Origin of the sequence: Nostoc sp. CENA543, assembly GCF_002896875.1 — a bacterium.
Taxonomy (GTDB): domain Bacteria; phylum Cyanobacteriota; class Cyanobacteriia; order Cyanobacteriales; family Nostocaceae; genus Trichormus.
In genome coordinates, this window is the sequence record NZ_CP023278.1 from 3,089,219 (window position 1) to 3,113,883 (window position 24,665).

General features: G+C 40.1%; 20 protein-coding genes. 7 read left to right on the top strand and 13 right to left on the bottom strand.

Annotation, left to right across the window (positions count from 1 at the left end; genetic code table 11):
• Positions 1-79: 79 nt before the first annotated feature.
• From CLI64_RS12720 to CLI64_RS12740, 5 genes are all read right to left on the bottom strand, one after another.
• A complete protein-coding gene (locus tag CLI64_RS12720) occupies positions 80-601 on the bottom strand; it encodes an N-acetyltransferase (protein WP_225977575.1) in 522 nt (173 codons plus the stop codon).
• A 211-nt stretch (positions 602-812) separates the two neighbouring features.
• Positions 813-1,118 (bottom strand): hypothetical protein, encoded by a 306-nt coding sequence (locus CLI64_RS12725; RefSeq protein ID WP_103137575.1) that lies wholly within the window; start codon positions 1,116-1,118, stop codon positions 813-815.
• Between the two features lie 72 nt (positions 1,119-1,190).
• On the bottom strand, positions 1,191-1,613 hold the full coding sequence (locus CLI64_RS12730) for an ABC transporter permease (RefSeq protein WP_103137576.1): 423 nt from the start codon (positions 1,611-1,613) through the stop codon (positions 1,191-1,193).
• Positions 1,598-3,112 carry an AmpG family muropeptide MFS transporter gene (locus CLI64_RS12735; RefSeq protein WP_103137577.1) on the bottom strand — a complete coding sequence of 505 codons (1,515 nt, stop codon included), beginning with the start codon at positions 3,110-3,112 and terminating at the stop codon, positions 1,598-1,600. Before CLI64_RS12735 ends, CLI64_RS12730 begins: the two co-directional genes overlap by 16 nt.
• 457 nt (positions 3,113-3,569) lie before the next feature.
• Positions 3,570-4,169, bottom strand: a complete 600-nt coding sequence (locus tag CLI64_RS12740; protein ID WP_103137578.1) for a chromophore lyase CpcT/CpeT — start codon at positions 4,167-4,169, stop codon at positions 3,570-3,572.
• A gap of 223 nt (positions 4,170-4,392) precedes the next feature.
• Between CLI64_RS12740 and CLI64_RS12745 the strand changes: the two genes are divergently transcribed.
• The 3 genes from CLI64_RS12745 (at position 4,393) to CLI64_RS12755 (ending at position 8,659) form a co-directional block, all read left to right on the top strand.
• The gene (locus CLI64_RS12745; RefSeq protein ID WP_103137579.1) at positions 4,393-5,646 is read left to right on the top strand and encodes a lipopolysaccharide assembly protein LapB; all 1,254 of its coding nucleotides are present in this window, start codon (positions 4,393-4,395) and stop codon (positions 5,644-5,646) included.
• 595 nt (positions 5,647-6,241) lie between these two features.
• On the top strand, positions 6,242-7,045 hold the full coding sequence (locus CLI64_RS12750) for an SDR family oxidoreductase (RefSeq protein ID WP_103137580.1): 804 nt from the start codon (positions 6,242-6,244) through the stop codon (positions 7,043-7,045).
• A gap of 72 nt (positions 7,046-7,117) precedes the next feature.
• On the top strand, positions 7,118-8,659 hold the full coding sequence (locus CLI64_RS12755) for a GMC oxidoreductase (RefSeq protein ID WP_103137581.1): 1,542 nt from the start codon (positions 7,118-7,120) through the stop codon (positions 8,657-8,659).
• Between the two features lie 228 nt (positions 8,660-8,887).
• On the opposite strand, the gene CLI64_RS12760 is transcribed toward CLI64_RS12755, so the two are convergent.
• Positions 8,888-10,285, bottom strand: a complete 1,398-nt coding sequence (locus CLI64_RS12760) for an amidase (RefSeq protein WP_103137582.1) — start codon at positions 10,283-10,285, stop codon at positions 8,888-8,890.
• A gap of 324 nt (positions 10,286-10,609) precedes the next feature.
• Between CLI64_RS12760 and CLI64_RS12765 the strand changes: the two genes are divergently transcribed.
• Entirely contained in the window at positions 10,610-12,061 is a 1,452-nt protein-coding gene (locus CLI64_RS12765; RefSeq protein ID WP_103137583.1) for a hypothetical protein, read from the top strand.
• Positions 12,062-12,171: 110 nt separating this feature from the next.
• Here the strand turns inward: CLI64_RS12765 and CLI64_RS12770 are convergent, their stop codons facing one another.
• From CLI64_RS12770 to CLI64_RS12780, 3 genes are all read right to left on the bottom strand, one after another.
• Positions 12,172-13,404 carry a DUF445 domain-containing protein gene (locus CLI64_RS12770; RefSeq protein WP_103137584.1) on the bottom strand — a complete coding sequence of 411 codons (1,233 nt, stop codon included), beginning with the start codon at positions 13,402-13,404 and terminating at the stop codon, positions 12,172-12,174.
• A 129-nt stretch (positions 13,405-13,533) separates the two neighbouring features.
• Positions 13,534-14,223 carry a bifunctional demethylmenaquinone methyltransferase/2-methoxy-6-polyprenyl-1,4-benzoquinol methylase UbiE gene (gene ubiE, locus CLI64_RS12775; RefSeq protein WP_103137585.1) on the bottom strand — a complete coding sequence of 230 codons (690 nt, stop codon included), beginning with the start codon at positions 14,221-14,223 and terminating at the stop codon, positions 13,534-13,536.
• A gap of 161 nt (positions 14,224-14,384) precedes the next feature.
• The gene (locus CLI64_RS12780; RefSeq protein ID WP_103137586.1) at positions 14,385-15,329 is read right to left on the bottom strand and encodes a response regulator; all 945 of its coding nucleotides are present in this window, start codon (positions 15,327-15,329) and stop codon (positions 14,385-14,387) included.
• Between the two features lie 237 nt (positions 15,330-15,566).
• Here CLI64_RS12780 and CLI64_RS12785 point away from each other — a divergent pair, with 237 nt between their 5' ends.
• The gene (locus CLI64_RS12785) at positions 15,567-16,649 is read left to right on the top strand and encodes a RuBisCO accumulation factor 1 (protein ID WP_103137587.1); all 1,083 of its coding nucleotides are present in this window, start codon (positions 15,567-15,569) and stop codon (positions 16,647-16,649) included.
• Positions 16,650-16,698: 49 nt separating this feature from the next.
• Here the strand turns inward: CLI64_RS12785 and CLI64_RS12790 are convergent, their stop codons facing one another.
• The 3 genes from CLI64_RS12790 to CLI64_RS12800 all read right to left on the bottom strand — a co-directional run bounded on the left by CLI64_RS12790 (position 16,699) and on the right by CLI64_RS12800 (position 21,137).
• Positions 16,699-17,331 carry a type I restriction endonuclease gene (locus CLI64_RS12790; protein ID WP_103137588.1) on the bottom strand — a complete coding sequence of 211 codons (633 nt, stop codon included), beginning with the start codon at positions 17,329-17,331 and terminating at the stop codon, positions 16,699-16,701.
• A 90-nt stretch (positions 17,332-17,421) separates the two neighbouring features.
• Positions 17,422-18,237, bottom strand: a complete 816-nt coding sequence (locus CLI64_RS12795) for a hypothetical protein (protein WP_103137589.1) — start codon at positions 18,235-18,237, stop codon at positions 17,422-17,424.
• Between the two features lie 113 nt (positions 18,238-18,350).
• Positions 18,351-21,137 (bottom strand): pitrilysin family protein, encoded by a 2,787-nt coding sequence (locus CLI64_RS12800; protein WP_103137590.1) that lies wholly within the window; start codon positions 21,135-21,137, stop codon positions 18,351-18,353.
• Between the two features lie 155 nt (positions 21,138-21,292).
• Between CLI64_RS12800 and CLI64_RS12805 the strand changes: the two genes are divergently transcribed.
• Positions 21,293-21,913 carry a Uma2 family endonuclease gene (locus tag CLI64_RS12805; protein WP_103137591.1) on the top strand — a complete coding sequence of 207 codons (621 nt, stop codon included), beginning with the start codon at positions 21,293-21,295 and terminating at the stop codon, positions 21,911-21,913.
• 65 nt (positions 21,914-21,978) lie between these two features.
• Positions 21,979-22,581: a GNAT family N-acetyltransferase gene (locus tag CLI64_RS12810; protein WP_225977576.1), complete on the top strand. Its 603-nt coding sequence runs from the start codon at positions 21,979-21,981 to the stop codon at positions 22,579-22,581.
• On the opposite strand, the gene CLI64_RS12815 is transcribed toward CLI64_RS12810, so the two are convergent.
• Entirely contained in the window at positions 22,571-24,619 is a 2,049-nt protein-coding gene (locus CLI64_RS12815) for a prolyl oligopeptidase family protein (protein ID WP_103137592.1), read from the bottom strand. The two genes, CLI64_RS12810 and CLI64_RS12815, sit on opposite strands and share 11 nt — an antisense overlap.
• Positions 24,620-24,665 lie beyond the last annotated feature (46 nt).

Genomic DNA, 24,665 nt, shown 5'->3' on the forward strand with positions numbered 1-24,665 from the left:
TATGCAGTGGGATGGGAATTGGGCAGGGGGCAGGGGGCAGGGAGCAGGGGGAGAAAAACTAATGACTAATGACTATTGACTATTGACTATCTAATTGCTTTAACATCCAGAGAGATTGGGTTTGATAGCCTAAGTGATTGTAGAGATTTAAAGCGGGTTGGTTGGATTGAAAGACTTGCAGTCCGATTTGGCGATCGCCTCTTTGGATTGCCCAATTTTCTACGTAGCGCATCAAGGCTGTACCGACACCCCGTCGGCGATGTTCTGGGACGACGTACAGTAAAAAAATATGGGGATGACGGATACCAGTAACTTGATCTACGGCGTTTCCTACCCACAGACAAGCGATGGGAGATAGTGAGGATGATGTGAGTTCTGTTTCCTGGTTCTCCTGGGTTTCTAATCCCTCATTCACAAAATCCACCCACCAAAGGGGAGTATCTTTAGAGAAATATTGCTCAACGGTTTTAGCTAGATGAGCAAAATCCTGTTGTGGATATAAGTCTTGGTAGGTGCGCTGCATAAATTTAACTAGCAGCGATCGCTCTAATGTCGAACCGCGACGAATATAATAGCCCGGCAATAACAATTCAAAATTCAAAATTCAAAATTCAAAATTCAAAATTTTAGTCAATGGTTAATAGTCAATAGTCAATGGTCATTAGTCATTAGTCATTAGTCATTAGTCATTAGTCATTAGTCATTACTCATTACTCATTACTCATTACTCATTACTTCTACCTTGTCTACCTTGTCTCCTCTTCCCAATCCCCAATCCCCAATCCCCAATCCCCAGTCCCCAGTCCCCTGCCCTATGCCCCATGCCCTATGCCCCAATGCCCAGTCACCATTCCCACTTCTTCAATTGGTGCTGGGGCTGCCATGTCTGAGGGTAAGAATATTCTCGCGCTGACTGCTACTAGAGCAAGGATAAAGACTAATACTACTAGTAGGGGGGCGATGTATTGACGAAATATAGCCATATTTTTAGTTGAGTTGAGTTGCGATCGCTTTTTTATAGTCTGGGGTGAAAACCTGACTAAAGATTTGTGAACTTTACTTGACTTAATTTTAGCGACTTTTGTCCATTGCAGAATACTGTAGGGGGTTTTCCACACAATTCCAATGCCAAAGTTTCACTTTCTCAACGGAAAACCCCTACACCCTTACACCCCCACACCCCTAAATAATTAACGTGTATCACGATCTAGGTCATCTAGAACTCTTTCGCAATACCAATTTTCTGGCATTCCTGGGTAATTTTGTCGGGCTTGTTCTATTAATCTATCGGCGGCGGCTACATCACCAGATAATCTGGAAATGAGTTTGTTTTTGAGGTAGTCTTGGTTTTCGGTTAATTCTTCATGGAAGGACTGACTGATTGGCTGAGAAAAGGGTTCTCGCACAAATACTGTAGATTGTTGCCGTTTCAGTTGCCAGAACAGTACATAGTAAAGTGTGCCGAAAATTAAAATCAGGCTGAATGTTCCGAAAAAGGTGAGGAGGTTAAAGCTTAAATAACCTAATACTAACTGCGAAAGAACATACCCCAGTAATAAGCCTGTGAGTAAAAGAATAAATGTGCCGATCAAAATTACTATTTGGTTTCCCATAAATCCTCGTCTTCTGGCTCAAGTCCTGGTCTATTTACTGCTGCTGGTTGTTGATTCCAGGGAGCAACTAAAGGTAAAAGCAACAGTCCCGGTAATGCAGCCACTAGGGTGAGTAAGAAAAAGTTAGACCAACCCGTCGCTTTAGCCCAATCGCCTGCGGGTGCAGACAAAACATCTCTACCAATAGCCATTAAGCTAGAGAATAAAGCGAATTGAGTAGTAGTAAAGCGATGGTTACAAAGGTTCATTAAGAAAGCTACTGTCGCTACAGTCACTAATCCGGCACTAAAGTTTTCAATATTCACTGCTAATACTAAAAGTGAATAATCTTTACCAGTTACAGCTAGTGCATAATAACCCAAGTTACTCAGTAACTGAAGAATTCCAAAAATCCACAAACTACGATTGACGCGGATTTTAGTCATGATCACACCGCCAGCCAATACGCCGATAGTCGTGGCGATAAATCCTATCCCTGCTTGAATTGCACCAATCTCTGCTTTGGTAAAGTTAATTTCTCGTAAAAATAAGTTCGCACTGATACCAACTAAAGAGTCTCCCAGCTTATACAGCACGATAAACACCAGAATGATGATGCCTTGATTGAGTCCAAATCTATGAAAAAATTCTTTAAATGGGAGAAAAATTGCTGCTTGTAAATTTTGAGGAGGACTATCTTCTGTGACTTCTCCTAACAGTTCGGTGGGTAGTAACAATGATGTCACAATCCAAGCTACGATTAAACCTGCTAATACTGAGTAAAATATAGGTAAAGTAATGTAGCCAACAAATACACCTCCAATTAATCCCGCCACTAAAAATGTAATCAATAGGATAAAGATGACATCTTTGAGTAATAAGGGCGCGTATTTTTCCTGATCTTTGCGGATTTCTGGTTCTTGAGGAGACCACAAGGTAGTTAAGATGCTACCCGCCATTAAAACAGCCATCAATAAGTAAACTATGTTCCAAGGAATATATTCTGCTAACACCAACGCCAAGGAACTGGTAATAAACAAAGCTAGCCGATAGCCTAATACCCAAACTGATGCACCTGGTTCTGCTTCTAAGGGGTTTAATATATCGGTACGGTAAGCATCTCCTGCAATATCTTGAGTTGCACTCAAAAAAGTGATAATGAGACAGTTGATGGCTAGTATTTGGAGGATTTGGTCACTTTGGGCAGGCTGTTGTAGTGCTAAGACAGCGATCGCTAATGCTAACCCAATTTGAGTAAATAATAGCCAACCGCGCCTCGCACCTAAAACTGGTGGCACAAATCTATCTAATAAAGGCGACCACAAAAATTTCAGGGAATAAGGCAAAGCCAACAACCCAAATAAAGTGATTTTCCCAATATCTACCTTGGCATCTTGCATCCATAGTTGTAATGTTCTGCTTGTTAAGAACAAAGGCAAGCCAGAAGCAAAACCTAGCAGCAGTAAAGCACCCATCTTGCGACTCTGCACAGCCTGTCGCAATGCTTGAATTTCTCTCATTTTTTTGAACGATTCCTTATGGCTGGAGCGAATGTGTAGTTATTTTTTCACAAGATGTTGTGTTAATTCATGGACAGATCACAAATCGCAGTAGATGTTTAGGACTGAAACATACATCAATCAAGCTTCTATGACATCAGCGATTTCTTAATTTTTCTTAAACGGCATTACAAATCAAGCTCATAATATCAACTTTTCCAACCGTAATATTTTGCGAATAAAGAAAATGGTAATAGCGATCGCACCAGATTCATCATCTTTTCTTTCGAGATTGTTGGAAAAGCTTCGCACAAATCAAATATGAATCCTATATTTTAGTGTTACTAATGACATCCTTACCCAGATGCGCTTACAGCAAACAAGCAAGCAGAACCACCCAACGCACCCACTCCCCTTATCTACCCTGTCTACCTTGTCTCCCCTACTTTCCCAATCCCCAATCCCCAGTCCCCAATCCCTAATCCCCACTCAACACAACTTCATCAGCAAAACTGCGGGAACGCGCAAATTGAAATGGCCCGGCGACTGAACCCCAAAGATGTTCGTCTGTCTCTAAGTCTCTTCCTCTGTCAAGACTCCAGAAGATTTCTTCGTTAATTTCAAATTCATTATCTAGGTAGGTTTTTTGTCCGTTACGAACGACAATACAGCCTTTACCTGGTTCGACTCTACCTTTGAAGGTAGTACCAGTCCACTCGACAATCATGTCGCAACCTGACATTTTTTCTAAATCTTCCGTTTTGAGAGTTTTGAGGCGTTGTAAGTCGCGGGAAGCACCGTAGAAAGTTGCCTCCTGTTTGACGGTATAGTTTTCTATGTGGATGCGATCGCCTACAACAACTAACTTCAGTACCCGCAAACGATAGGGGTCATTCAGCATAAAGTCGTAAGCTTGTTCCAGAAATAAAGCCACTCCTGATAAGACATCCCAAGGTAAAGGACGCATACAAACTCGAATATGAGCATAAAATGGCGGATTTTCAAAAGCTTGGGCTTGATTGCTGAAATCAGCCGCCATCCAACGGGCTAAGGTAGCAATATCCTGAGAATGTGTCATTACAAATTATCAATGGTCGATTAAAAATACCTGCAATTATTCTAAGGGTTGTTGGACATTGAGAATCTTGTCTTCAGAGGCAACAGGGAATAAGCAATGGGAAAAATTATCAGGGAATGGGGATAATTATCTATTCTGTCTACGTCAAACTAGTTTGCAGTTACAGTTGTTAGGTATGGATGCCCAATGCCTAATTCCCCATGCCCATATATGTAGAATACCCATGCTAAAGCACTTCAGTATAATGATTGCAGCCGCTATCCTTTGGCAATTTAGTAGTAGTTTGACGCTGGCGCAGAGTTATGATCCTCAGCAGGCGGATAAATTTCCACCCAGTCCACTGGAAGTTACTACACCAGATCCTCTTTTACCACCTGTAGGGAATAAACAGCCGTTGAGTCTTCCAGAAAAGTTAAGACTTCAGGCGGCGTTGGATGGCTTAAATCAAGAGGCGGCGGCGAAGTTGCAAGCTGGAGATAAGGAAGCGGCGTTTGCAATTTGGAATCGGGAGTTGCGTTTGCGTCGCTATGTGGGTGCTGTGGATGAAGTGCAAGCACTGGCTAGGGTGGGTGAAATTGCTTGGAATCAAAGCGATCGCCAGCAAATATTCTACATTACCCAAAGGTTACAAGCAATTCAAAAGCAGGCGCAACCCAAAAATTCTAAAACTCAAACTAATGTAGATTTACAGTTATGGCGTGCGTTAGGTCAAGCTTATCAGAATGTGCGATCGCTCAAACCTGCCATTGAAGTTTATAACCAAATTTTGGTAGCTGTGCGACAACAACAAGATAAAACTGCGGAGGTTGACACCCTCAAAACCTTGGGAAATTTACATTTGGTTTGGTTTAATTATCCCCAAGCCGCAGCTAACTATGAGGAGTTATTAACTTTAGCTACCTCCAGAGGCGAACGGCAGGAGGAGTTAACCTATTTACAACAGCTAGCTTATATTTATCAACAGAGTAAGCAAGCACAAAAATCTATTGATGTCTTGACTAGAATTAAAGACATTTACTCCCAAGATATTAATAGTCAAGCACAATTGCCGACTTTGCAACTGGCGATCGCTACTAACTATGAAACCCTCGCCAAAGAAAACACGGCTTTACTTCCAGAGGCTTTTAAAAACTATCAAGCAGCTTATACTACAGCTTGGCAATTACAACAGTATGCGCGTGCGGCGGAAGCTTTACAAAAACTCATCCCTTTATATCGTTCCCAGGGACAACTTGATGCAGCTTTAGAAACTAGCAAGATTTTGTTAGAAACTGAAGCAAGAGGTGCGAACTATTATGGCATGATGCAAGCTTACGACCAAATCGGCAAGTTATCTCTTGAAAATAAAGATTATCCGCAAGCACTAGCAGCTTTTAAAGATGGGTTAGAATTAGCACGACAAATTAAGCATCAAGAAGCATACTTTACTCAGCAAGTAGCAAAAGTCTCATCTATGCAAGGAAATGAGCAGAAGTAATATTGCTAGTTAGCATTTAAAAAGGGAATAAAATGAAACCACAGATATCAACAGATAATTCATCAGAGTTTACCTGTGGTTTCAAGCAACAAACCAGGATTTTAATCATAATTGTAATTACATAGAACATATTTGACTGTAAGCCATGAGACAAAATAGTTTTGCAGCTTTACTTTAACGAATGCAGATTCAGGACTTACGCACAGAGATTATTTGTTAAGAATGGGTTTAAGGGTATAGGGGTGTAGGGGTGTAAAGGTTTTGAACCTCTACACCCTTATACTTGCCCAAACCTTGATTTTTCGTATCACTGCCTAGGTTCTCAGATTTTTACTATAAAATAAAGAAATTCTAAAGATATCTTACTAAAATCTAGAACATTTGTTAATTTGGAAGTTAATCCTTGATATCAAGCCGCTACGAGATAGACAGGTGCAATAGCCAATTTAAAATCATTCGTAATTAATAATTTTTAAGCTCCAAAATGTAAAGACTAAGAGAGCAGAAAACTTGTTGTGGTCTTCTATCAGTAATTACGAATTAGTGAAATTTTCTCATCAAGTTTAACAAGTAAACCTACTAATCACTGTTGGACATGAAATCAATAGCAGGTAAAACGGTTCTCTTAACAGGAGCGTCAGGTGGTATTGGTGTATTTATGGCGCGTGCTTTAGCGAAAGAGCAAGCAACCGTAGTTTTAGTTTCTCGGTCTGAAGATAAACTACATGAAATCTGTGCTGAAGTTAACGCTTTAGGTGGAAAAGGTGTCAGTATTCCCTGTGATATTAGTAATATTGACGAATTACCGAATTTAGTTGAGAAAGTTCATCAACTGACTGGACAAATTGATATTGTCATTAATAATGCAGCAATTGAAAAATATCGGCGGTTTCAAGATTATACCTTAGCAGAAATTCAGGGTATTTTAGGAACAAATTTGATATCGGCGATGGAATTAACCCGCTTGATTATGCCAGAAATGATAGCACGCAACAGTGGGCATATTGTGAATATTGCTTCTGGATCTGGTAAAAAAGGCGCGCCATATAACAGTATATATTCTGCTAGTAAAGCAGGATTAATTATGTGGACTGATGCTGTGAGACAAGAATTAGCTGATAGTCAAGTCAATATATCAGTAGTTTGTCCTGGTTATACTGCGGCTGGGATGTTTGTTGCGTTTGGTTTATCTGCACCGAAATTAGCAAAAGTTTCACAACCAGAAGATGTGGCGATCGCAGTTATCAAAGCGATTAAACAAAACCAACCTGAAGTGATGCTAGATGGCCCTTTAACTAGACTTTTATTCTCTAATATCCAGCTATTTCCAGAGTTTGGTGATAAAATTTTTAGCTGGATTGGTGTAAGAGAATTAAACAAGACTCGTGCGGAAAAATAATGTTCTAGAGATGCGATTTATCGCGTCTCTACAAATTAGTAATACTTTAATAATTAAATAAATAATCCGAAAATGACTAATAATCATTATGATGTCATCATCATTGGGACTGGTGCTGGTGGCGGAACTTTAGCGTACAAATTAGCAGCCAGTGGTAAGAAAATATTAGTCTTAGAGCGTGGTAACTTTTTACCTAGAAATAAAACCAATTGGGATTCACAGGCGGTAATGCGAAAAGAAATTTATCGCAATGCTGAAGTTTGGTATGACAAAGACGACAAACCCATACATCCCAACGCACATTATTATGTGGGTGGAAACACAAAATTCTATGGTGGTGCGCTATTTAGATTACGTGAAAAAGACTTTGAAAAGGTCATTCATCAGGATGGAATTTCTCCAGAATGGCCTTTAAAATATCAAGATTTTGCTCCCTATTATGACCAAGCCGAAAAACTCTACGAAGTTCATGGTAAACGTGGGTTAGACCCGAATGAACCACCCACAAATACAGAATATCCTTTTCCCCCTATTAGCCATGAACCCTATATTCAAGAAATTTGTCATGCTTTAAAATATCAAAACTTACATCCTTTTTATTTACCACTAGCGATTAAACTTAATGAAGTCAATCGCCATTTGAGTGCTTGTATTCGCTGTAACACTTGTGATGGTTTTCCCTGTTTACTTAACGCCAAAGCTGATGCTGATGTGAATGGAATTCGTCCAGCAATGGCTTATAGCAATATCACACTATTAACTGACACAAAAGTTGTGAAATTACACACCAGTCCTTCTGGTCGAGAAGTGACAGGAGTTGAGGCAGAAATTTTCGGAAAGCGACAAATATTTACTAGTGATTTAGTAGTTGTGGCTTGTGGTGCGCTTAACTCCGCCGCATTATTACTAAAATCAGCTAATGACCAACACCCCCAAGGATTAGCTAATAGTTCTAATCTGGTGGGACGCAATTATATGGCGCATAAATTTGCGGTAGTTATGACTTTAAGTACAGAGTTAAATCATACAGATTTTCCCAAAACATTAGCAGTCACAGATTTTTATTGGGGAGATACATATTTTGCCTATCCGATGGGTAGTGTCCAAATGTTAGGTAATATCAATAAAGATAAAATTGCTGCTTATGGGCCGCCAATGATGCCTAATATGGTAGCTCAAACTATTTCTAATCATTCTGTAGCTTGGTTGTTAATTACTGAAGATTTACCAGATACACAAAATCGAGTTCGGGTTGATGGCGAGAAAATATACATCGAATATACCAATAATAATGAGTTAGCATTTAATCATTTAATTAACAGGTGGACTCAGGTTTTAAAATCGATTACACCACAGCATCAAAATAAACAATATGCCATACATATTCCTCAAAAGATGACTGTAAAGGAAGTTGCCCATCAGGTGGGGACTTGTCGGTTTGGAGAAGACCCAAAAACTTCCGTTTTGAATATTAACTGTCGCACCCATGATGTTGATAATCTTTATGTTGTGGATGGAAGTTTTTTCCCTTCGAGTACAGCTTTAAATCCGTCGTTAACAATTATCGCTAATGCTTTAAGAGTGGGTGAGCATTTGTTAAATAGAATGGGATAAAGTCTTCATTATGGTGTGATTATAGGAATTCGATTGAATTTTTGAAAAAATTCTAAGTATATGTAGTGGCATGACCGGGCTAAAATAGTGCAAATATATTAGTCCTGCAACATTTTAGTCTAGACAGTCCAGTAGGATGTGTGAGGCGTAAGCCGTAACGCACCAAAGCCTTTAGAGGGGGTGCGTTACTGACTACTGGCTTTCTTAATTTTGCATTTTGAATTGGTATCACGTCGCCAAATTTGGACGGTGTTGAATCCAAGGATTAGCGGCTTCTAGTTGTGCTGCAAGACTAATGAGTGTAGCTTCCGCCGCAGGTTTGCCGAGAAGTTGCACACTCATAGGTAAACCATGACTATCAAAACCTACAGGAATAGCGATCGCAGGTTGTCCAGTCGCATTAGCTGGTGGACAAGGTGCAATCCAATTCACTATTTGCTGAAATGTATCTTCAGGACTTAAAGCCGCCCACTCTCCTACGCGGATGGGAGAATGTAAATAAACAGGCAATACCAACACATCTATATTGTTAAACAGTGCCACAATTTGGCGTGCTACTATCTGCATACTATAAATAGCTTGAATATATTCACCAACCGAACCAGTCTGCGCTAATAGCCAACGGTTGAGAGGCTGCAATATTTCTGCTGGTAATCCAGAAGCCGTAATTCCCGATTGCCAAACAATTTGAAATGGTTCAACTAAAGCACTCAGATCCAAAGACATTTCTGCAACTTGATGGCCGAGTTGTTCTAATAATTGGACTGTCTGTAATACAGCCTGTTTACAGGTAGCATCAGCCTCACCCAAGGGAGCAATACCAGTAGTAAACGCAACACGTAATTTTTTTGGTTGAGTTGTAGCCGCAGTCAAAAAAGATGGTTCTGGATCTGGTAGCCAGTAGGGATCACCTGTAACGTAACCAGAAATAGTATCTAACATTGCTGCCGCATCTGCTACAGTTCGAGCGATAGGGCCATTAACAGCAATTCCCGCTAGACGTTCACCTACGGGTGCTTTACTGACTCTACCCCGCGCGGGTTTAATTCCTACTAAACCACAACAAGCCGCAGGCCCCCGAATAGAACCGCCACCATCTGAACCTTGAGCGATCGCACATAATCCTGCGGCCACTGCTGCTGCTGCACCACCACTAGAACCACCAGGAGTGTATTCTAAATTCCAGGGATTTCTAGCTGGAGGAAAACCCGTAGGTTCAGTGTAAGGAAATGAACCTAATTCTGAGGTAGCCGTTTTGCCCAAAATAATAAATCCAGCTTGTTTGATAAGACTCACAACCCCATCATCAAATTCGGGAATGTTATTCAATAAGGCTGGACTTCCGTAGGTACAAGGTACACCAGCTACAGGATTGAGGTCTTTAATCGAAATCGGTACACCAAAAAATGGCGGAAGTTCCGATGTTTGCGTGATTAGTTCCGTCTTCGCAGTAGCATCAGCGATCGCTAAATCCGCCGTCACCGTAAAATAACTACCCAATTTTGGATTCAACTGCTGAATGCGATTTAAATAGATTTCCACCAACTCCAACGGCGATAACTCCCGCCGCCGGATTAATTTTGCTAACTCTAGTGCTGGAGTAAAAGCTAAATCAGTTTCATTCATAGGATTGGGGACTGGGGATTGGGGATTGGGGACAAGGTAGACAAGGTAGACAAGGTAGGAGATGAGAAAAGCCGTTCCCTGTTCCCTGTTCCCTGTTCCCTAATGACTAATGACTAATGACTAATGACTAAACAGCGTTGTTACTTTAGCAAAATTTCCGGGAACTATAAATCTATCGTTTTTGCGATTTAACAATTCATCGCTTTTACCTACTGATCACAACAGCAGGTAAAGTTACTCATTCAACAGAAAGTCTAGGGATTATCAGTGTGAGTTGGAAATTGCTTCTTGTTAAGAAATTTTGCAAATCCTCAACGGATGTTTATGACTGATATAGAAGTGTTGATTAATGAACTGCCAAAAATTATTTATAAACTCAGGCTAACTATTGGTAGTTCCCAGGATATTATGCAACAGGTGATCCTGATTAATAATGCCCAAGAAGAACTCCGCAGTATTAGACAGGCGATCGCCCAAGAATTTAACCGTGCAAATAATCAAATAAGTAATATCAGTACCCTATCCCGTACTGCTAAATCTTTGACGATTCCCACTATTTTACAAGTTAATCCTGCCATTACAGGCAACATAGAATCCATCACAGAAAAGTTTGGTAATCCTCATACAGAAATATCTGTAACTACTCTACAATCAAAAATTAATTGCTGGTTAGAATGGGGTGATTTATTGCAGGCGATCGCATCTGATATCTTAAGTGATGCCAACCTTGTAAATCAAACTAACATCCATCTTAATTATGCTAGTTTGTCAACGCAAATTCTGGAACTAGAAAATAACTTGCATAATAACTTATCTGCTAAACAAACATTAAAATTTGAAGCAGAATTATTGCAATTACAAACCAGGCTATCACTAGTTAAAAATACTATTCAAAATAGTCAAGGACTCTTAACTATAATGATTGCTCTATCATCATTTTGTGGTAAAAATGGATTTGCCATAGAATGGTTAGATGATGCTCATGGACTAATCATATCTACTAATAATAATTTCCAAGAATTGACTGAGATTCTTAATGAATGTGATATTTATGCCCATAAAATTGATGATTTTAAAAATACAATTTCAAATATAAAATATCAGCATAACCAGCCAATAATCAATAAAAAACATATAGACCAAAGGGAATTTAACTCCTCATATAAGGCTTTACGAAAACTGTTATTTATTTTTTCAGGGCTAATCGTCTTAGGTATAGGTGGCTGGTTTGCTAAAACTCAGATTATACAAATTCAGCGTATGGCTGTGAATTTGTATCAAGAAAATACTGCTGAAAATACTTTTAAATCAGCTTTAAAACTAGGGACGGAAGCTTCTTTCATTGCTCAAAATCCTCCCCATACACTTCCAGTGTGGCAAAAAGCAGCATCCAAATGGCAAAAGGCAATTGAACTTTTACAAAGCATTCCCGAAGAAACATCAGTTTCTATAAAAGCGCAGGAAAGACTCATTCGTTATCGACGTAATTATATCGCCATCACCAAAAGGGCTAACACAGAAAAGAACGCCGTAGCCAAATTAGCAGCCGCAGAAAAACTCGCTACAGAAGCAAAATTCTTCATGGAAAATGCACCTAACTCACTAATAGCTTGGCAACAAGCAAAAGATAAATGGCAGCAAGCAATTAAATTATTACAATCTATTCCCAAAAGTAGTTCTGTCTACGAACAAGCCCAAGCCAAACTGCCAAATTATCAAACTAATTATGCAGCAATTAATGCCATCATGGAAAATCGCCATCAATCTGTAAATTAAGGGCATGGAAGAGGAATTGGTGCAGGGTGCAGGGTGCAAGGGGGAGGAAAATTTCCCCATTTCTCCCACCCCCCCTGCCTTCTTTTGACTCCCAATTCCCAATCCCCAAACTATCGAGTAAAAAACAAAAATCCTGTTTGTAATAAACCAACAATAAATCCTAAAATTCCCCCTAAAGTGACAATGGCTTGTAATTCATTTTTGACAATCCCTTCAATTGCATTTTCTAAATCAGCAGGAGATGTAGATTTTACTCGGTCAACAATTACTTGATCTATCGATAAAATCGGAATTATTTGAGTTACTATTTGCTCTAAATCCTTCTCTAAATATCTTTCTAAAATTAGTGCTAACTCTTGAGAGACAACTTCTAAAGAAGTCATAACTACAGGTGAGTTACTCAGGCGATTTAAGAGTAATTTGGCAATATTTTCCCAGTTTACAGATTCAGTCAGTCCTTGTAATAAATCGCTTCCACTAGTTTGGATATACTGACGGACTGTTTCTCTTGTAGTTTTGCGGAGTTGACGAACTGTCCCGATTGGTAGATTTTGCAGCGATAAATTTTGGAGAATTTTTTTGAAGCGATCGCGCATCTGCAAATCTTTAATTAGTTCTTGTAATCTCTCATTAGTCGCTTCTTTTTCATCTAAGCAAAAGGTTCTTAAGCGTGTGAGTGTGTTTCGTAAACCAAACAAATTTGCTACTACCCAATAAGTACCACTGGTTTTCTCACGGAAACTTTCATCGATAGTTTGAATTGTGCGATCGGTTAAAAAATCGATAATTGCTTGTCTTAATACATCTGGTGGTAAGACTACTTCTAAAAACCAGTCAGCCAAACGTGTTGCTTGCTCATCACTCAGTTGCAACTCTAATAATATTTGGTCAAAAATCTGATTGATTTGTGGTTCTAAAAAATCTTCTTGTCTAGCTAATACCTTCAATAGACGCGGTAATGATTCTCCTAACAAGTCGCGTAGGATACTGGCAACAACCTTACTAGTTTTCTGGTTTTTATCAGTTTTAATTTGGTCTATTGCCAGTTGTAACAACCAGAGAATAGCCCCTTGCACTCGCTCAGTTTCTAATAATCGTCGTGCGAGTTTTTGTAATTCATCGGGTGTTAACAACGACCCCATGATCGTATCAGAAATATTTTTAGCCAAACGCTCCTGATTCGCCGGAATTAAGCCAGGAGTGAATGGCACTCTCTTACCAGCAATATAAATTGCGCGGTAAGGACGAAATAGCATCTTGATGGCTATATCATTTGTGAAATAGCCAATAATTCCACCCAATACAGGGGGCGATACATACAGTAAAACAGAAGACCAATCCACAGTTTTTTGGATTTATAATTAGGGACTGGGGATTAGGGATTAGGGACTGGGAGTAGGGGGAGTAGGAAAAAAACAACCATGCCCTGTTTGCCCAATTCTCAATGTCCAATGCCCCGTTTGTCCCATGACTTATTTAACAACTACCAATACTCCCATCATACCGTTCGCAATGGGGTAGTGTGTGGCTGAGGTAAACCCAACTTCGTAGGCTAACTCTACTTGTTCTCTCCCTTGAGGAAAGCGGTCTAAGCTGGGGCTGATGTAAGCGTATTCTTCCTTCATCCCCATACGCTCGGCCATAGGGACAACTATATGATCTAAATACCATTGTTGAAAGGCGCGAAATTGCTGATTATTGGGGCGATGAAAGTCTAAGATGGCTGCTCGTTTTTCTGGTTTGAGGACGCGGTGTAGTTCTTGGAGGCTGCGGCGAATATCTTTGACATTTCTTAAACCATAGCCCATCGTAGCAGCGTCAAATTGATTATCTTCAAAAGGTAAATTCAGGACATCCGCCTCTACCCAGGAAATGGCAAATTGGGGATAATGAGTTTGAGAGCGTTCTTTAGCGGTTGCAAGCAAGTTGGCGGAAAAGTCCACTCCATAGACTTTACCGGTTTTCCCTGCACGTCTAGCCAAGCTCAAGGCTAAATCACCACTACCACAACATAAATCAAGACAGGTATCCCCAGTCTGAACCGCACTCCATTTAATGGCCATTTCCTTCCAGATGCGATGTTGTCCCAAGCTTAACCAATCATTGAATTGGTCATAGACAGGCGCAATACGGTCAAAAATGGCGCGAATATCGTTAGTCATTAGTCATTAGTCAATGGTCATTAGTTATTTAACTATGGACTATGGACTATTGACTATGGACTCTTAATTTAAATTTTTGCTCAACACTCAACACTCATCATTCAACACCGGCTAAACGCCGCGAAGAAAGCTAACAGCACGGGCTAAACGCCCCGCTTCCGCTAACAGCACTCAGCACTTTTCATCGCGATCGCCACTAGTTCAGCTGAGAGACGAATCAGATTGAGTTCATCTTCTCTTAAAGAACTTGGTTGATGCCACTGGAGGGATAATACACCTAAAATTTCACTGCGGTAAGCAATCGGGATGACTAAATGAGCTTGGACACCCGTTTCTTGATAATGGGTTGCACCTGCTAGTTTGGCTTCTTTGGCAACATTGAGTGCAACTTGCATTTGACCAGTGGCGATCGCTTCACTTGTGAGAGGATCTTGGTCTAGCCAGTTTTTGACTGTGCCTTCTGGAGAATAAAATCCTTGGGTGGCTGTGAGTGTTTTGTTGTTCACTAGCTGCAAAATACAGCTATCAGAGGCAAAGCTATCACAAAATGCTGTGGCAACCGGTGTGAGGATGGCTTCTAAATTTTCGGCGGCTTGAGTCACCTGGACTAACACCGTTAACAATGACATTTGAGCGTTAGCGCGGCGCAGTTCTTCTGTCCTCTGTTTAAGTAGGTCATAGGTTTCGGCGGCGCGTTGTACAACCGCTTTGAGTTCCCCAGGGTCCCAAGGCTTGGTGATATATTTATACACCTGTCCGGCGTTAATTGCTTCTACCAAATCTTCTATATCAGTGAATCCCGTGAGAATTATCCTCACCGTATCTGGAAATTGTGGTACAGTTTTACTCAAAAACTCTGTACCTTTCATTTCTGGCATCCGTTGGTCAGATATGATGACAGCTACTTCTCCCTCTACCGCTAAGATTTCCAGCGCATTAATACCACTTTCAGCTTTCAGGACTTGAAAATCTCGGCGAAAGGTGCGATATAGCAAATCTAAATTATCTGGTTCATCATCAACTACTAAGATTTTGAGTTTTTTCGGTCTTTCTAAAGTTGCCATTGTACGATGATTTCTCTGGATGTCGGAAATAGTATCAGCCATAGGACATTACCTGTAAAAATATTTATAGCCGTATATGCTTACCCAGCTTAGTAGATTATTTCTTTTCAGCCTTGCGGAAATCTACTAAGATAGTTCTTGCTAGCTGTGATGTGTTATTTGTAACGCAAAATTTTAACTAACGGTAGGGTGTATATATAGTAGGCGGATAAAGATTACAATAAGATTTGCCAACGCGGTGTCAATAAGCCTCTGTGGTAGTAACTGCAATTTGAGATTATGACTGACTTATCACCCAACACTCCCAATCCTGAAAATACTGCTGATTCAGCAGCAGAATTGTTACGCAAATTGAGACAAAAACAAGGTAATTGGGTGGAATGGGGATTAGCGATCGCGACTCTGCAAAAATCCGGTTACAATCCCCAAGAGATTTTTGAAGCGACGGGATTTGAGCCGATTCAACAAAATCAGGTAGTTGTAGGCGCGCAAGTCTATAATTCCCTAGAAAAAGCTGGTGCATCGGAAGCAGCGCGATCGCATTATGCAACTCGCGGTAGTGATGTTTTATATGAACTGCGCCTACTCACCCAAGAACAACGCGCTGCGGCGGCGGAACTGACTTTTGAGCATAAACTCAATTTAGAAGAAGCTAGAGAAGTTGCCAAAGCCATTAAAGATTTTTCGTGGTTTCGCACTTTACCAGAAGGGTTTTCTGACCATCCAGGGGATGCTGTCGCCTATCAAGCTTGGAAGCTAGCACGACAAAACACAGATTTACAAGAGCGATCGCGCTTAATTGCTAAGGGTTTACGTTTTGCTCACACGCCAACAGCCAGAAAGCAAATTGAACAGTTATTAGTTGATTTTACGGTTGTTTCTCAACGTCCTGCCCCCATTCCGCCCTTTTATCGCTTTGATTCCGAAGAGGAATTACCCCGCATCGTCCCTGTAGTGGGTGAATTACCTTTAACACCCCAAGACTTCAAAGCCGTTCCCCTAGTAGAAGAAATTGAACCATTTCGCATCGTCAAATTTGCTGGTGAACAAGCTTGGGTAGCCTTACCTGGTTGGCAAGTGTTGTTAGGAGCAGAAGACCCAGTGGTAATTTTAGCAACAAGCGATCGCTTCCCTAGCCAAACTCACACTCAACCCGGCCCTGTATTAGTGGTCATAGACCGCAGTCAACGGGAATGGAATGATTTTAGTTATTTTGTGGTCGATAAAGGCGGCGAGTTAGATTTTCGGTGGTTTGAAACAGAACCAGAAATTCCCATCCTGGGTAAAATCATCATCATTGTTCGTCCACGGAAAATTCTAGATGAAGAAGTAACTAAAGATTCCTGGCAAATTGATGAATAGATCAAATTAGATGGTTCACAACCATTTTTCTTGTTCTTTACTTTGCCTTTTACCTTATTTGAAGACCAATACGTTTGAGAATTTGCAGAATCGTATACATTTCTTGTTTAGAAGACAACGGCGCAAATACACTTGATAAGTCGTATTGAGGGATATCTTGTTGCTGCAATTTGATAAATAAAACATCATCCCCATTAGTCACCATACCAAATACGGATTGATGAGGATGAGGATTAACCATGAGGTAAGCTAGTGCTTGTGGTATTGCAGACCAAACTGAAAGCGTGGTTTTTTTTGACTCTAAAACTACCACCCAAAACTGATTTTGCAATACCAAAACATCAATTCGTCCGCGTAGCACTTCTTCCCCATCATTGATGATTAACTCCACTGATGATTCAGCTTTGATTTTAAAAGGAGGATCATAAAATCCGGCTAATGCTAATAAGGGGGAAACTACTAACAACATCACTGTCCCCTCTAACAAATTACCTTCACCACGATGATATATATACCTGCGCCGCAGAACATCCAAAGCATCTTTTTCAGTATTATTAATTTCTGGAAGTTCTGTAAACCACTCTGGGAAAAACTGCTCATCCTCGACTCGCTCCAGAGCAAATCGAGTTTCGACATCAGTTAAGCTGGTAATCGCTTCTGTAATTGTGGCTATTCGCATCATGATGACATCCTTTAACTGATTATATTCTCACTCACAATCACTCTTATTGAGTAGTTTTGAAGATGAGCCATGTCACTCAGCATTGATCATTTATTTTTCTTGCCAGAGTTGACGTTGACTCAGTTCATTCAAAAACCCATCTAATAATCGCTTTAATACTTCTTCTCCTTCTTGTAAACTGCTGTGATTCAAACTTTCTAATTCTTGTTTGAGCATTTCTCCCAATGATTGCCAAGTAGTCCAGCCTAACTGTAATTCTGTCATGACTTGTATTACTTCATCATGAAGATAGGTCATTGAACCATCTTTACCGAATTTGTCAGGTAAATCATGAGCAATCATATATTGATACAAATCATTGCTAAAGTTGCTAGTTGTGAAAACTAGGCTTCTTTCTTGGACTGCCCATTGTTTATCTAGAGGCTTTTCTGTCAGTAAAAGTAGATATGGTGTTTTGTGGATTTTTGTTTTATGCCGCCATAAACCATGTAAAAATAAGTATTTATGAATTTTTTGTAATGATAATGGTGTAGATTTAATTTTTAATTCGATAAAACATCTGGATGTCATTGATTCTAAAACCACATCTGTTTGGATAAACTGAAATTTATCCAATTTTTCGATTAAAATTTTTTTGTCAATAAAATCAATGCTGTATTCTGAATTATTGTCTATAACTTGGGAATTGAAAAATAAATTAATAATTTTGTATTTTATTCTTTTCGATATCACATCTAAAAAGATATTAAAAATTAAGTTTAAAGGGACTTCACGGTGTCGTAATCTTTGAAATATCTCTTGATCATTCGTAATTTTATCCGATTTTTCTAACTCCCAAGGTTGATCATATAAATGTTCGGCATAGTTGTAAATTTGTGTAGTCCAATTAGCTGGTGTAGATGGCATATAAACCTACTATGAATTAATAGTAACCGATAGCTCATCTAAGCTAACTTGATTTTTAATTAATGCCAAGATGTCAAAGCATAATTTTTGACATCTTGGCACAAAGAAAGTAATTAGTTACCTTTGGATGCAGTATTAACTGTTCCGGCGGTCACAATGATGAGATTTTTGGGATTAATCAAATCTTGAATGGCTTTTTGGACATCAGCCATAGTTACAGATTGAATACGTTGGGGAAATTCGCGAATTTCTGCTGGTGATAGTCCCAAAATCGCATTATCTAAAATGATGCTAGACACATTACTAGGATTAGCTAAATCCACAGGATAACTATTAGTAATTGAACGTTTCGCCGTGTTTAATTCAGCTTCAGTAATACCCTGTTCACGTAACTGTTTGAGTAATCCTAAAGTGCTAGCGATCGCTCGATCTACATCTTGGGGTGCAGTCTGCATTTGAATTAAGAAGGGGCCAGGATTCACACCAGCAGCAAAGCCGCTATAAATACCATAGGTCAAACCCAGGCGATCGCGGACTTCTGTACCCAAGCGACTAGATAAGGTATCCCCACCCAAAATCTGATTCAGCACCAACGCAGCGTAGTAACGGGGGTCTTTGCGAGAAATGGCATTATAGCCAAGATAGGTGATAGCCTCAGCTTTCCCAGGTATCACCTTGTTAATGCGGGTGATATTTGGTGGTAATGACACCGTTGGTAATTTGAGGACAGGCGGTTGACCAATGGCTTGCCACTTACCCAAAGATTGATTCAGTAAATCTTTCACCTCTGCCGGGTCAAAATCACCCACTAAAGCCAGCGTCGTCGTATCTGGTCGGTAATGGTTGCGGTAAAAACGCAAGACATCATCACGAGTGATACTTTGTAAACTTTCCACTGTAGGGAAACTGTGAAAAGGGTGATTTTCTGGGTAAATTGCTTGCTGAAATACTTTTCTACCTAATCCGCTAGGATCATCTAATTGGACTTTTAAGCTAGTTAATGCTCTTTGACGACTGAGTTCTAGCTGTTCATTGGGAAATGTGGCATTTTGCAGGACATCAGCCAGAGTTTGAATTAATAATGGCAAATTCGCTGCTAATCCTTCCCCACTGATACTAACTCCTTCGCGTGCCGCACCAAAAGTTAAACCAGCACCTCTATCTTCTAGAGTTTGCGCCAAGGTCAAAGCATCTCTAGTCTTTGTGCCATTCATTAAATTACTAGCTGTGATACTGGCTAATCCGGCTTTGGAGTTACCATCAAACTCACTACCTGCGTCAATTTGTCCACTTAAATTAATTGTGGGGAGGTTGTGGTCAGGTAATAACAGCACCCGCAACCCATTGGTGAGGGAAAACTGCTGTGGTAGAGATTGTTTACTAATATCTGAAGATGTAGTGATGGGAGGCAAATATTTCGCCAATTCTGCCGGATCTACTGGTTTACCAGGGTTGAAGTTCTCGGCGGTGCGGCCAGAACCAATATTGGGAGTTCCGCCTTCATCCGCGATTTGAGTTGGTTCAAAATAACCGATGGTTTGTTTGTTGGGACTGAGATAGGTTTTGGCGACTCTTTGAACATCAGCCTGGGTGACATTGGCGATCGCCGCTAAATACTTTTCGATATAGTGATAATCTCCGGCGATCGTTTGACTATAGCCCAATTGAGTAGCTTGGCTAGTGATGTCTTGATTACCCAGCACAAAGGAAGCTTGTAGTTGCGTCTTAGCACGATTCAATTCTGTTAAGGAAACCGGCTGCTTTTGCAGTTGCGCTAAAGATGTTTGCAATACCTCTGTAATTTTGGTTAACTTTTGTCCTGGTGCGGCTGTCGCACTAATTTCATACCATCCTGGTTCAATCAGTTCTACTGCACTAGCACCAACAGAACTAGCCAAACCAGATTCCACCAAAGCTTGATAGAGTCGAGAACTACGTCCCCCCGTCAAAATTGCATCCATCACATCAATTGCTGGAACATCAGGATGTTGAACATCGGGTAGGGGATATACAGCTTGTAATAAAGCTGCACTTCCTGGTTCTTGCAAAATTATTGGTGATTTACTAGCAGTATTGACGAGCTTGTTGGACGGAGAAACAGGTTTAGGGGAACTGACTTGAGGCTCTTGTTCTCTCTTTGGTAGTTTGCCAAAGGTGTCTCTAACCGTATTCAGAGCATTTTCTGTGACAAAATCGCCGATAATCACCACAGTCGCATTATCTGGACTGTAGTATTTTTGATAGTAATTTCTGACTTGCTCGACTGTAAATTGTTCAACATCGGCTTTTGTACCACCCACAGGTAAACCATAGGCGCGATTGGGAAAAGCATCTCGCATCACTGCCCGATTTAAACGATACTCAGGAGAGTTTTCATACCCCTGTAACTCAGAAATCACTACCCGTTTTTCACTAGTTAATTGCTCTGTATCAATCAAAGCATTTTTCATCCGGTCTGCTTCTAGAGTCAGTAGTGCATCTAGTCTGTTGCGTTCCACTGTCCCGAAGTAAGCCGTTTCATCGTAACTGGTGAAAGCATTGAATTGACTACCCAAAGCATTAAACAATCGACCAAACTGCACAGGACGTTCTTTAGTTCCCTTAAACATCAAATGCTCAAGCTGGTGGGAAATACCGTTTTCTCCCTTGGTTTCATTGCGTGAGCCGACTTTATACCACACTTGCACACTTACTACTGGCGCAGTATGCACTTCTTTGGTGAGGACGGTTAAACCATTATTTAATACTGTTTTCTGCACTCCTTGAATGAAGGATACAGCAGCTTGGGGTGAAACAACTGTTGTAGGTGTGGCAGCAATGGTGAAATTGTCCGCAACAGGCAAAATACTCAAAAGTAGGCTGAGAAGAAAGCCTAAAATCATATATATGCGATTTTTCATAAGCGTTTTACAATTCTTAAGTTATCAAACCGGGAATGGAAAATGAGGGTTGATAGTGATCAAGTGTAACGAGCGATCGCCTGGATTGTGTTTGCTGATTTATATTGCAGACTAATTAGAGATAATATTGCTATCATTAGCAATTCCCAAAAGCCATGACTCAAGCAGTACCCAAACTCGTCACCTTCCAGGAATTTGTTGATTGGCTACCTGAAAATTCGGGCAGACGTTACGAACTACATCACGGCAATATTATTGAAATGGCACAACCAGTGGGGGAACACGAAGAAATTAAAGGATTTTTGACAATCAAGCTAAGTGCGACGATTGACCGCTTAGACTTTCCCTATTTAATTCCTAACCAAGCCATAGTTAGACCTGATGGTAAAGATTCTGGTTATTTCCCAGATGTTTTGGTACTCAATCGGGCAAATTTAGTGAATGAAAAATTATGGAAAAAAGAATCCATTCTTAGTTTAGGCGTATCAATACCTTTGGTGATTGAAATTGTCCCAACTAACTGGCGTGATGATTACCATCTCAAATATGCAGATTATGAGCAAATGGGTATTTCCGAATATTGGATTGTAGACTATGCAGCATTAGATGGACGTAATTTTATTGGTAATCCTAAACAACCTACAATTTCTGTGTGTAACTTGTTTGATGGAGAATATCAAATCAATAAGTTTCGAGATGAGGAACGGATTATTTCCCAAGTGTTTCCTGACTTAAATCTCACCGCCCAACAAATTTTTCAAGCTGGTATGATGTAGTTTTGTGGCTACTATTTATATTTAGCTGAAAGTGCCTGTAGTTCTTGATATAGAAATCATTAATTGTGTGTGAACAACATCAAAGTAGGGGAGAACAAGCATCTATTTTCCCAGTGACTATCCCACAACAAACACCCCGTCTACTTCTTCGTAACTTTCAATGCAGCGACACAATAGCATTTGCAAATTATCGGTCTGATCCAGAAATCGCAAAGTATCAAAGCTGGGATGTACCTTTCTCAGAAATACAAGCAACAGCATTTATAGAATCATTGCAACAGGTAACTCCTGGTGTCTTGGGTGAATGGTATCAGTTAGCTATTGAACTCAAGTCAACAGGGGAGATGATTGGAGACTGTGCTTTTTGTATCTTAGCTGATGATGAACAACAGGCAGAAATTGGATTTACCTTGGCGCGGCAATACCAAGGTAAAGGCTATGCTACAGAGGCGATAACTTATCTGCTTAACTATCTATTTACCACTTACAAACTGCACCGTGTTCGTGCTAATTGCGACGCAGAGAACATCGCATCTATTAAATTACTACAACGAGTGGGAATGCGGTGCGAAGGTCACTTTATTAAGAGTTTGTGGTTCAAAAACAATTGGGTAGACGAGATGTGGTTTGCGATTTTGCGCGATGAATGGTATCAAGCTAAACACTAATATCCAGAACCTTAACTAAAAACGCCCACTTATCTGCTGCTTCCTCAATGATTTTGGTTGTGGGTTTACCTGCACCGTGTCCGGCTTTAGTCTCAATTCTAATCAGTGTTGGTGCTTCACCAGCTTGAACCGCTTGCAAAGCTGCGGCAAATTTGAAACTATGAGCAGGAACCACGCGATCGTCATGATCAGCTGTGGTAATTAAGGTAGCTGGGTAGCTTGTACCTGATTTGAGGTTATGCAGAGGTGAATAGGCATAAAGTATGGGAAAGTCTTCGGGACTATCTGGGGAACCATATTCACTCGTCCAAGCCCAGCCGATGGTAAATTTGTGAAAGCGCAACATATCCATGACCCCAACGGCTGGTAAAACTGCACCAAATAAATCTGGACGTTGAGTCATGCAAGCACCGACAAGTAAACCACCATTGCTACCGCCTGCGATCGCTAACTTCCCAGGTTTTGTATAGTTATGATCAATCAGCCACTCAGCCGCAGCGATAAAATCATCAAAAACATTCTGCTTTTTCTCCTTCATCCCGGCTTGATGCCATTCCTCACCATACTCTCCGCCACCACGCAAATTTGGCATGGCATAAACACCCCCCATATCCATCCACACCAACATACTCACGTTAAAGTTGGGAGTCAGTGAAATCCGAAAACCACCATAGGCGTAGAGATATGTAGGATTATTCCCATCTAAAGCAATACCTTTTTTGTGAGTAATAAACATCGGTATGCTTGTACCGTCTTTACTCTCGTAAAAAACTTGTTTAGTTTCATAATCTTCAGGGTGAAAATCTACGCTTGGTTGCTTAAAGATTTCACTTTTTCCTGTCACCATATCGTAGTGATAAATATTTCCAGGTGTCGTGAAACTGGTGAAACTATAAAAAGTTTCTGTAGCATCCCGCTTACCACCAAATCCACCCACTGCACCTAGTCCTGGTAATTCTACCTCTTGGATCAATGTGCCGTTAGTAGCAAATATTTTGATTTGCGAATGAGCATCTGTTAAATAATCAGCTACGAACTGATTATTTAACATCCTTACTTGCTTTAAAGTTGCTGTTGCTTCCGGAATTATTTCTTGCCATAATTCCTGAGTAGGTTTATTAATATCAATGGCAATTAATCTACAGCGTGACGCATCTAAATTTGTGCGGAAATAGAACAAGCTATCATCATTATTAATGAAACTATAATTTGCTTCCAACTGATGAATTAGCTCTACTATCTCCCCATTCTTATCATTTAAATCCTTGTAGAAAACTAAATTTCTTGAATCTGTTCCTAACCAAACAGAAATGATTAAATACTTACCATCTTCTGTAACTTCACCATAAAATCCCCACTCTTTTTGATCAGGACGATGATAAATTAATATATCTTCTGATTGTGGTGTTCCTAAGCGATGATAGTAAAGCTTATGAAAATAGTTAATATCAGCTAATTTAGTTTGCTCTTGAGGTTCATCATAACGACTATAAAAAAATCCCTGATGATCCTTTGTCCAAGATACACCAGAAAATTTAATCCACTTAATCTGGTCTGGTAAATCTTCACCTGTTTCTATATCTCTGACTTGCCATTGTTGCCAATCAGAACCAGAGGTAGATATCCCATAAGCCAATAATTTTCCATGATCACTAATATCCCAACCAGAAAGAGCTACTGTACCATCTTGAGATAATTTATTGGGGTCTAGTAAAACTTTGGGTTCACCATTGAGAGACTTTAAAGTATAAAGCACACTTTGATTTTGCAGTCCATCATTTTTGAAATAGAAATAATTCTCTCCCTCTTTAAAAGGAATACCATATTTTTCATAGTCCCAAAGTTTGGTGAGACGCTGTTTAATTTGATCTCTGGCAGTAATTTTTTCTAGATAAGCGAAAGTAATTTGATTTTGTGCCTCAACCCAACTCTTAGTGGCTTCTGAATCTGGGTCTTCTAACCAACGGTAGGGATCTGCTACTGAAGTACCGTGATAATCATCAATCTGATCAATTTTTTGAGTGTCAGGGTAGATCATATAATTCTGTGTCGGTAATGAGCTTAATGGAGATGAAATAGCGATC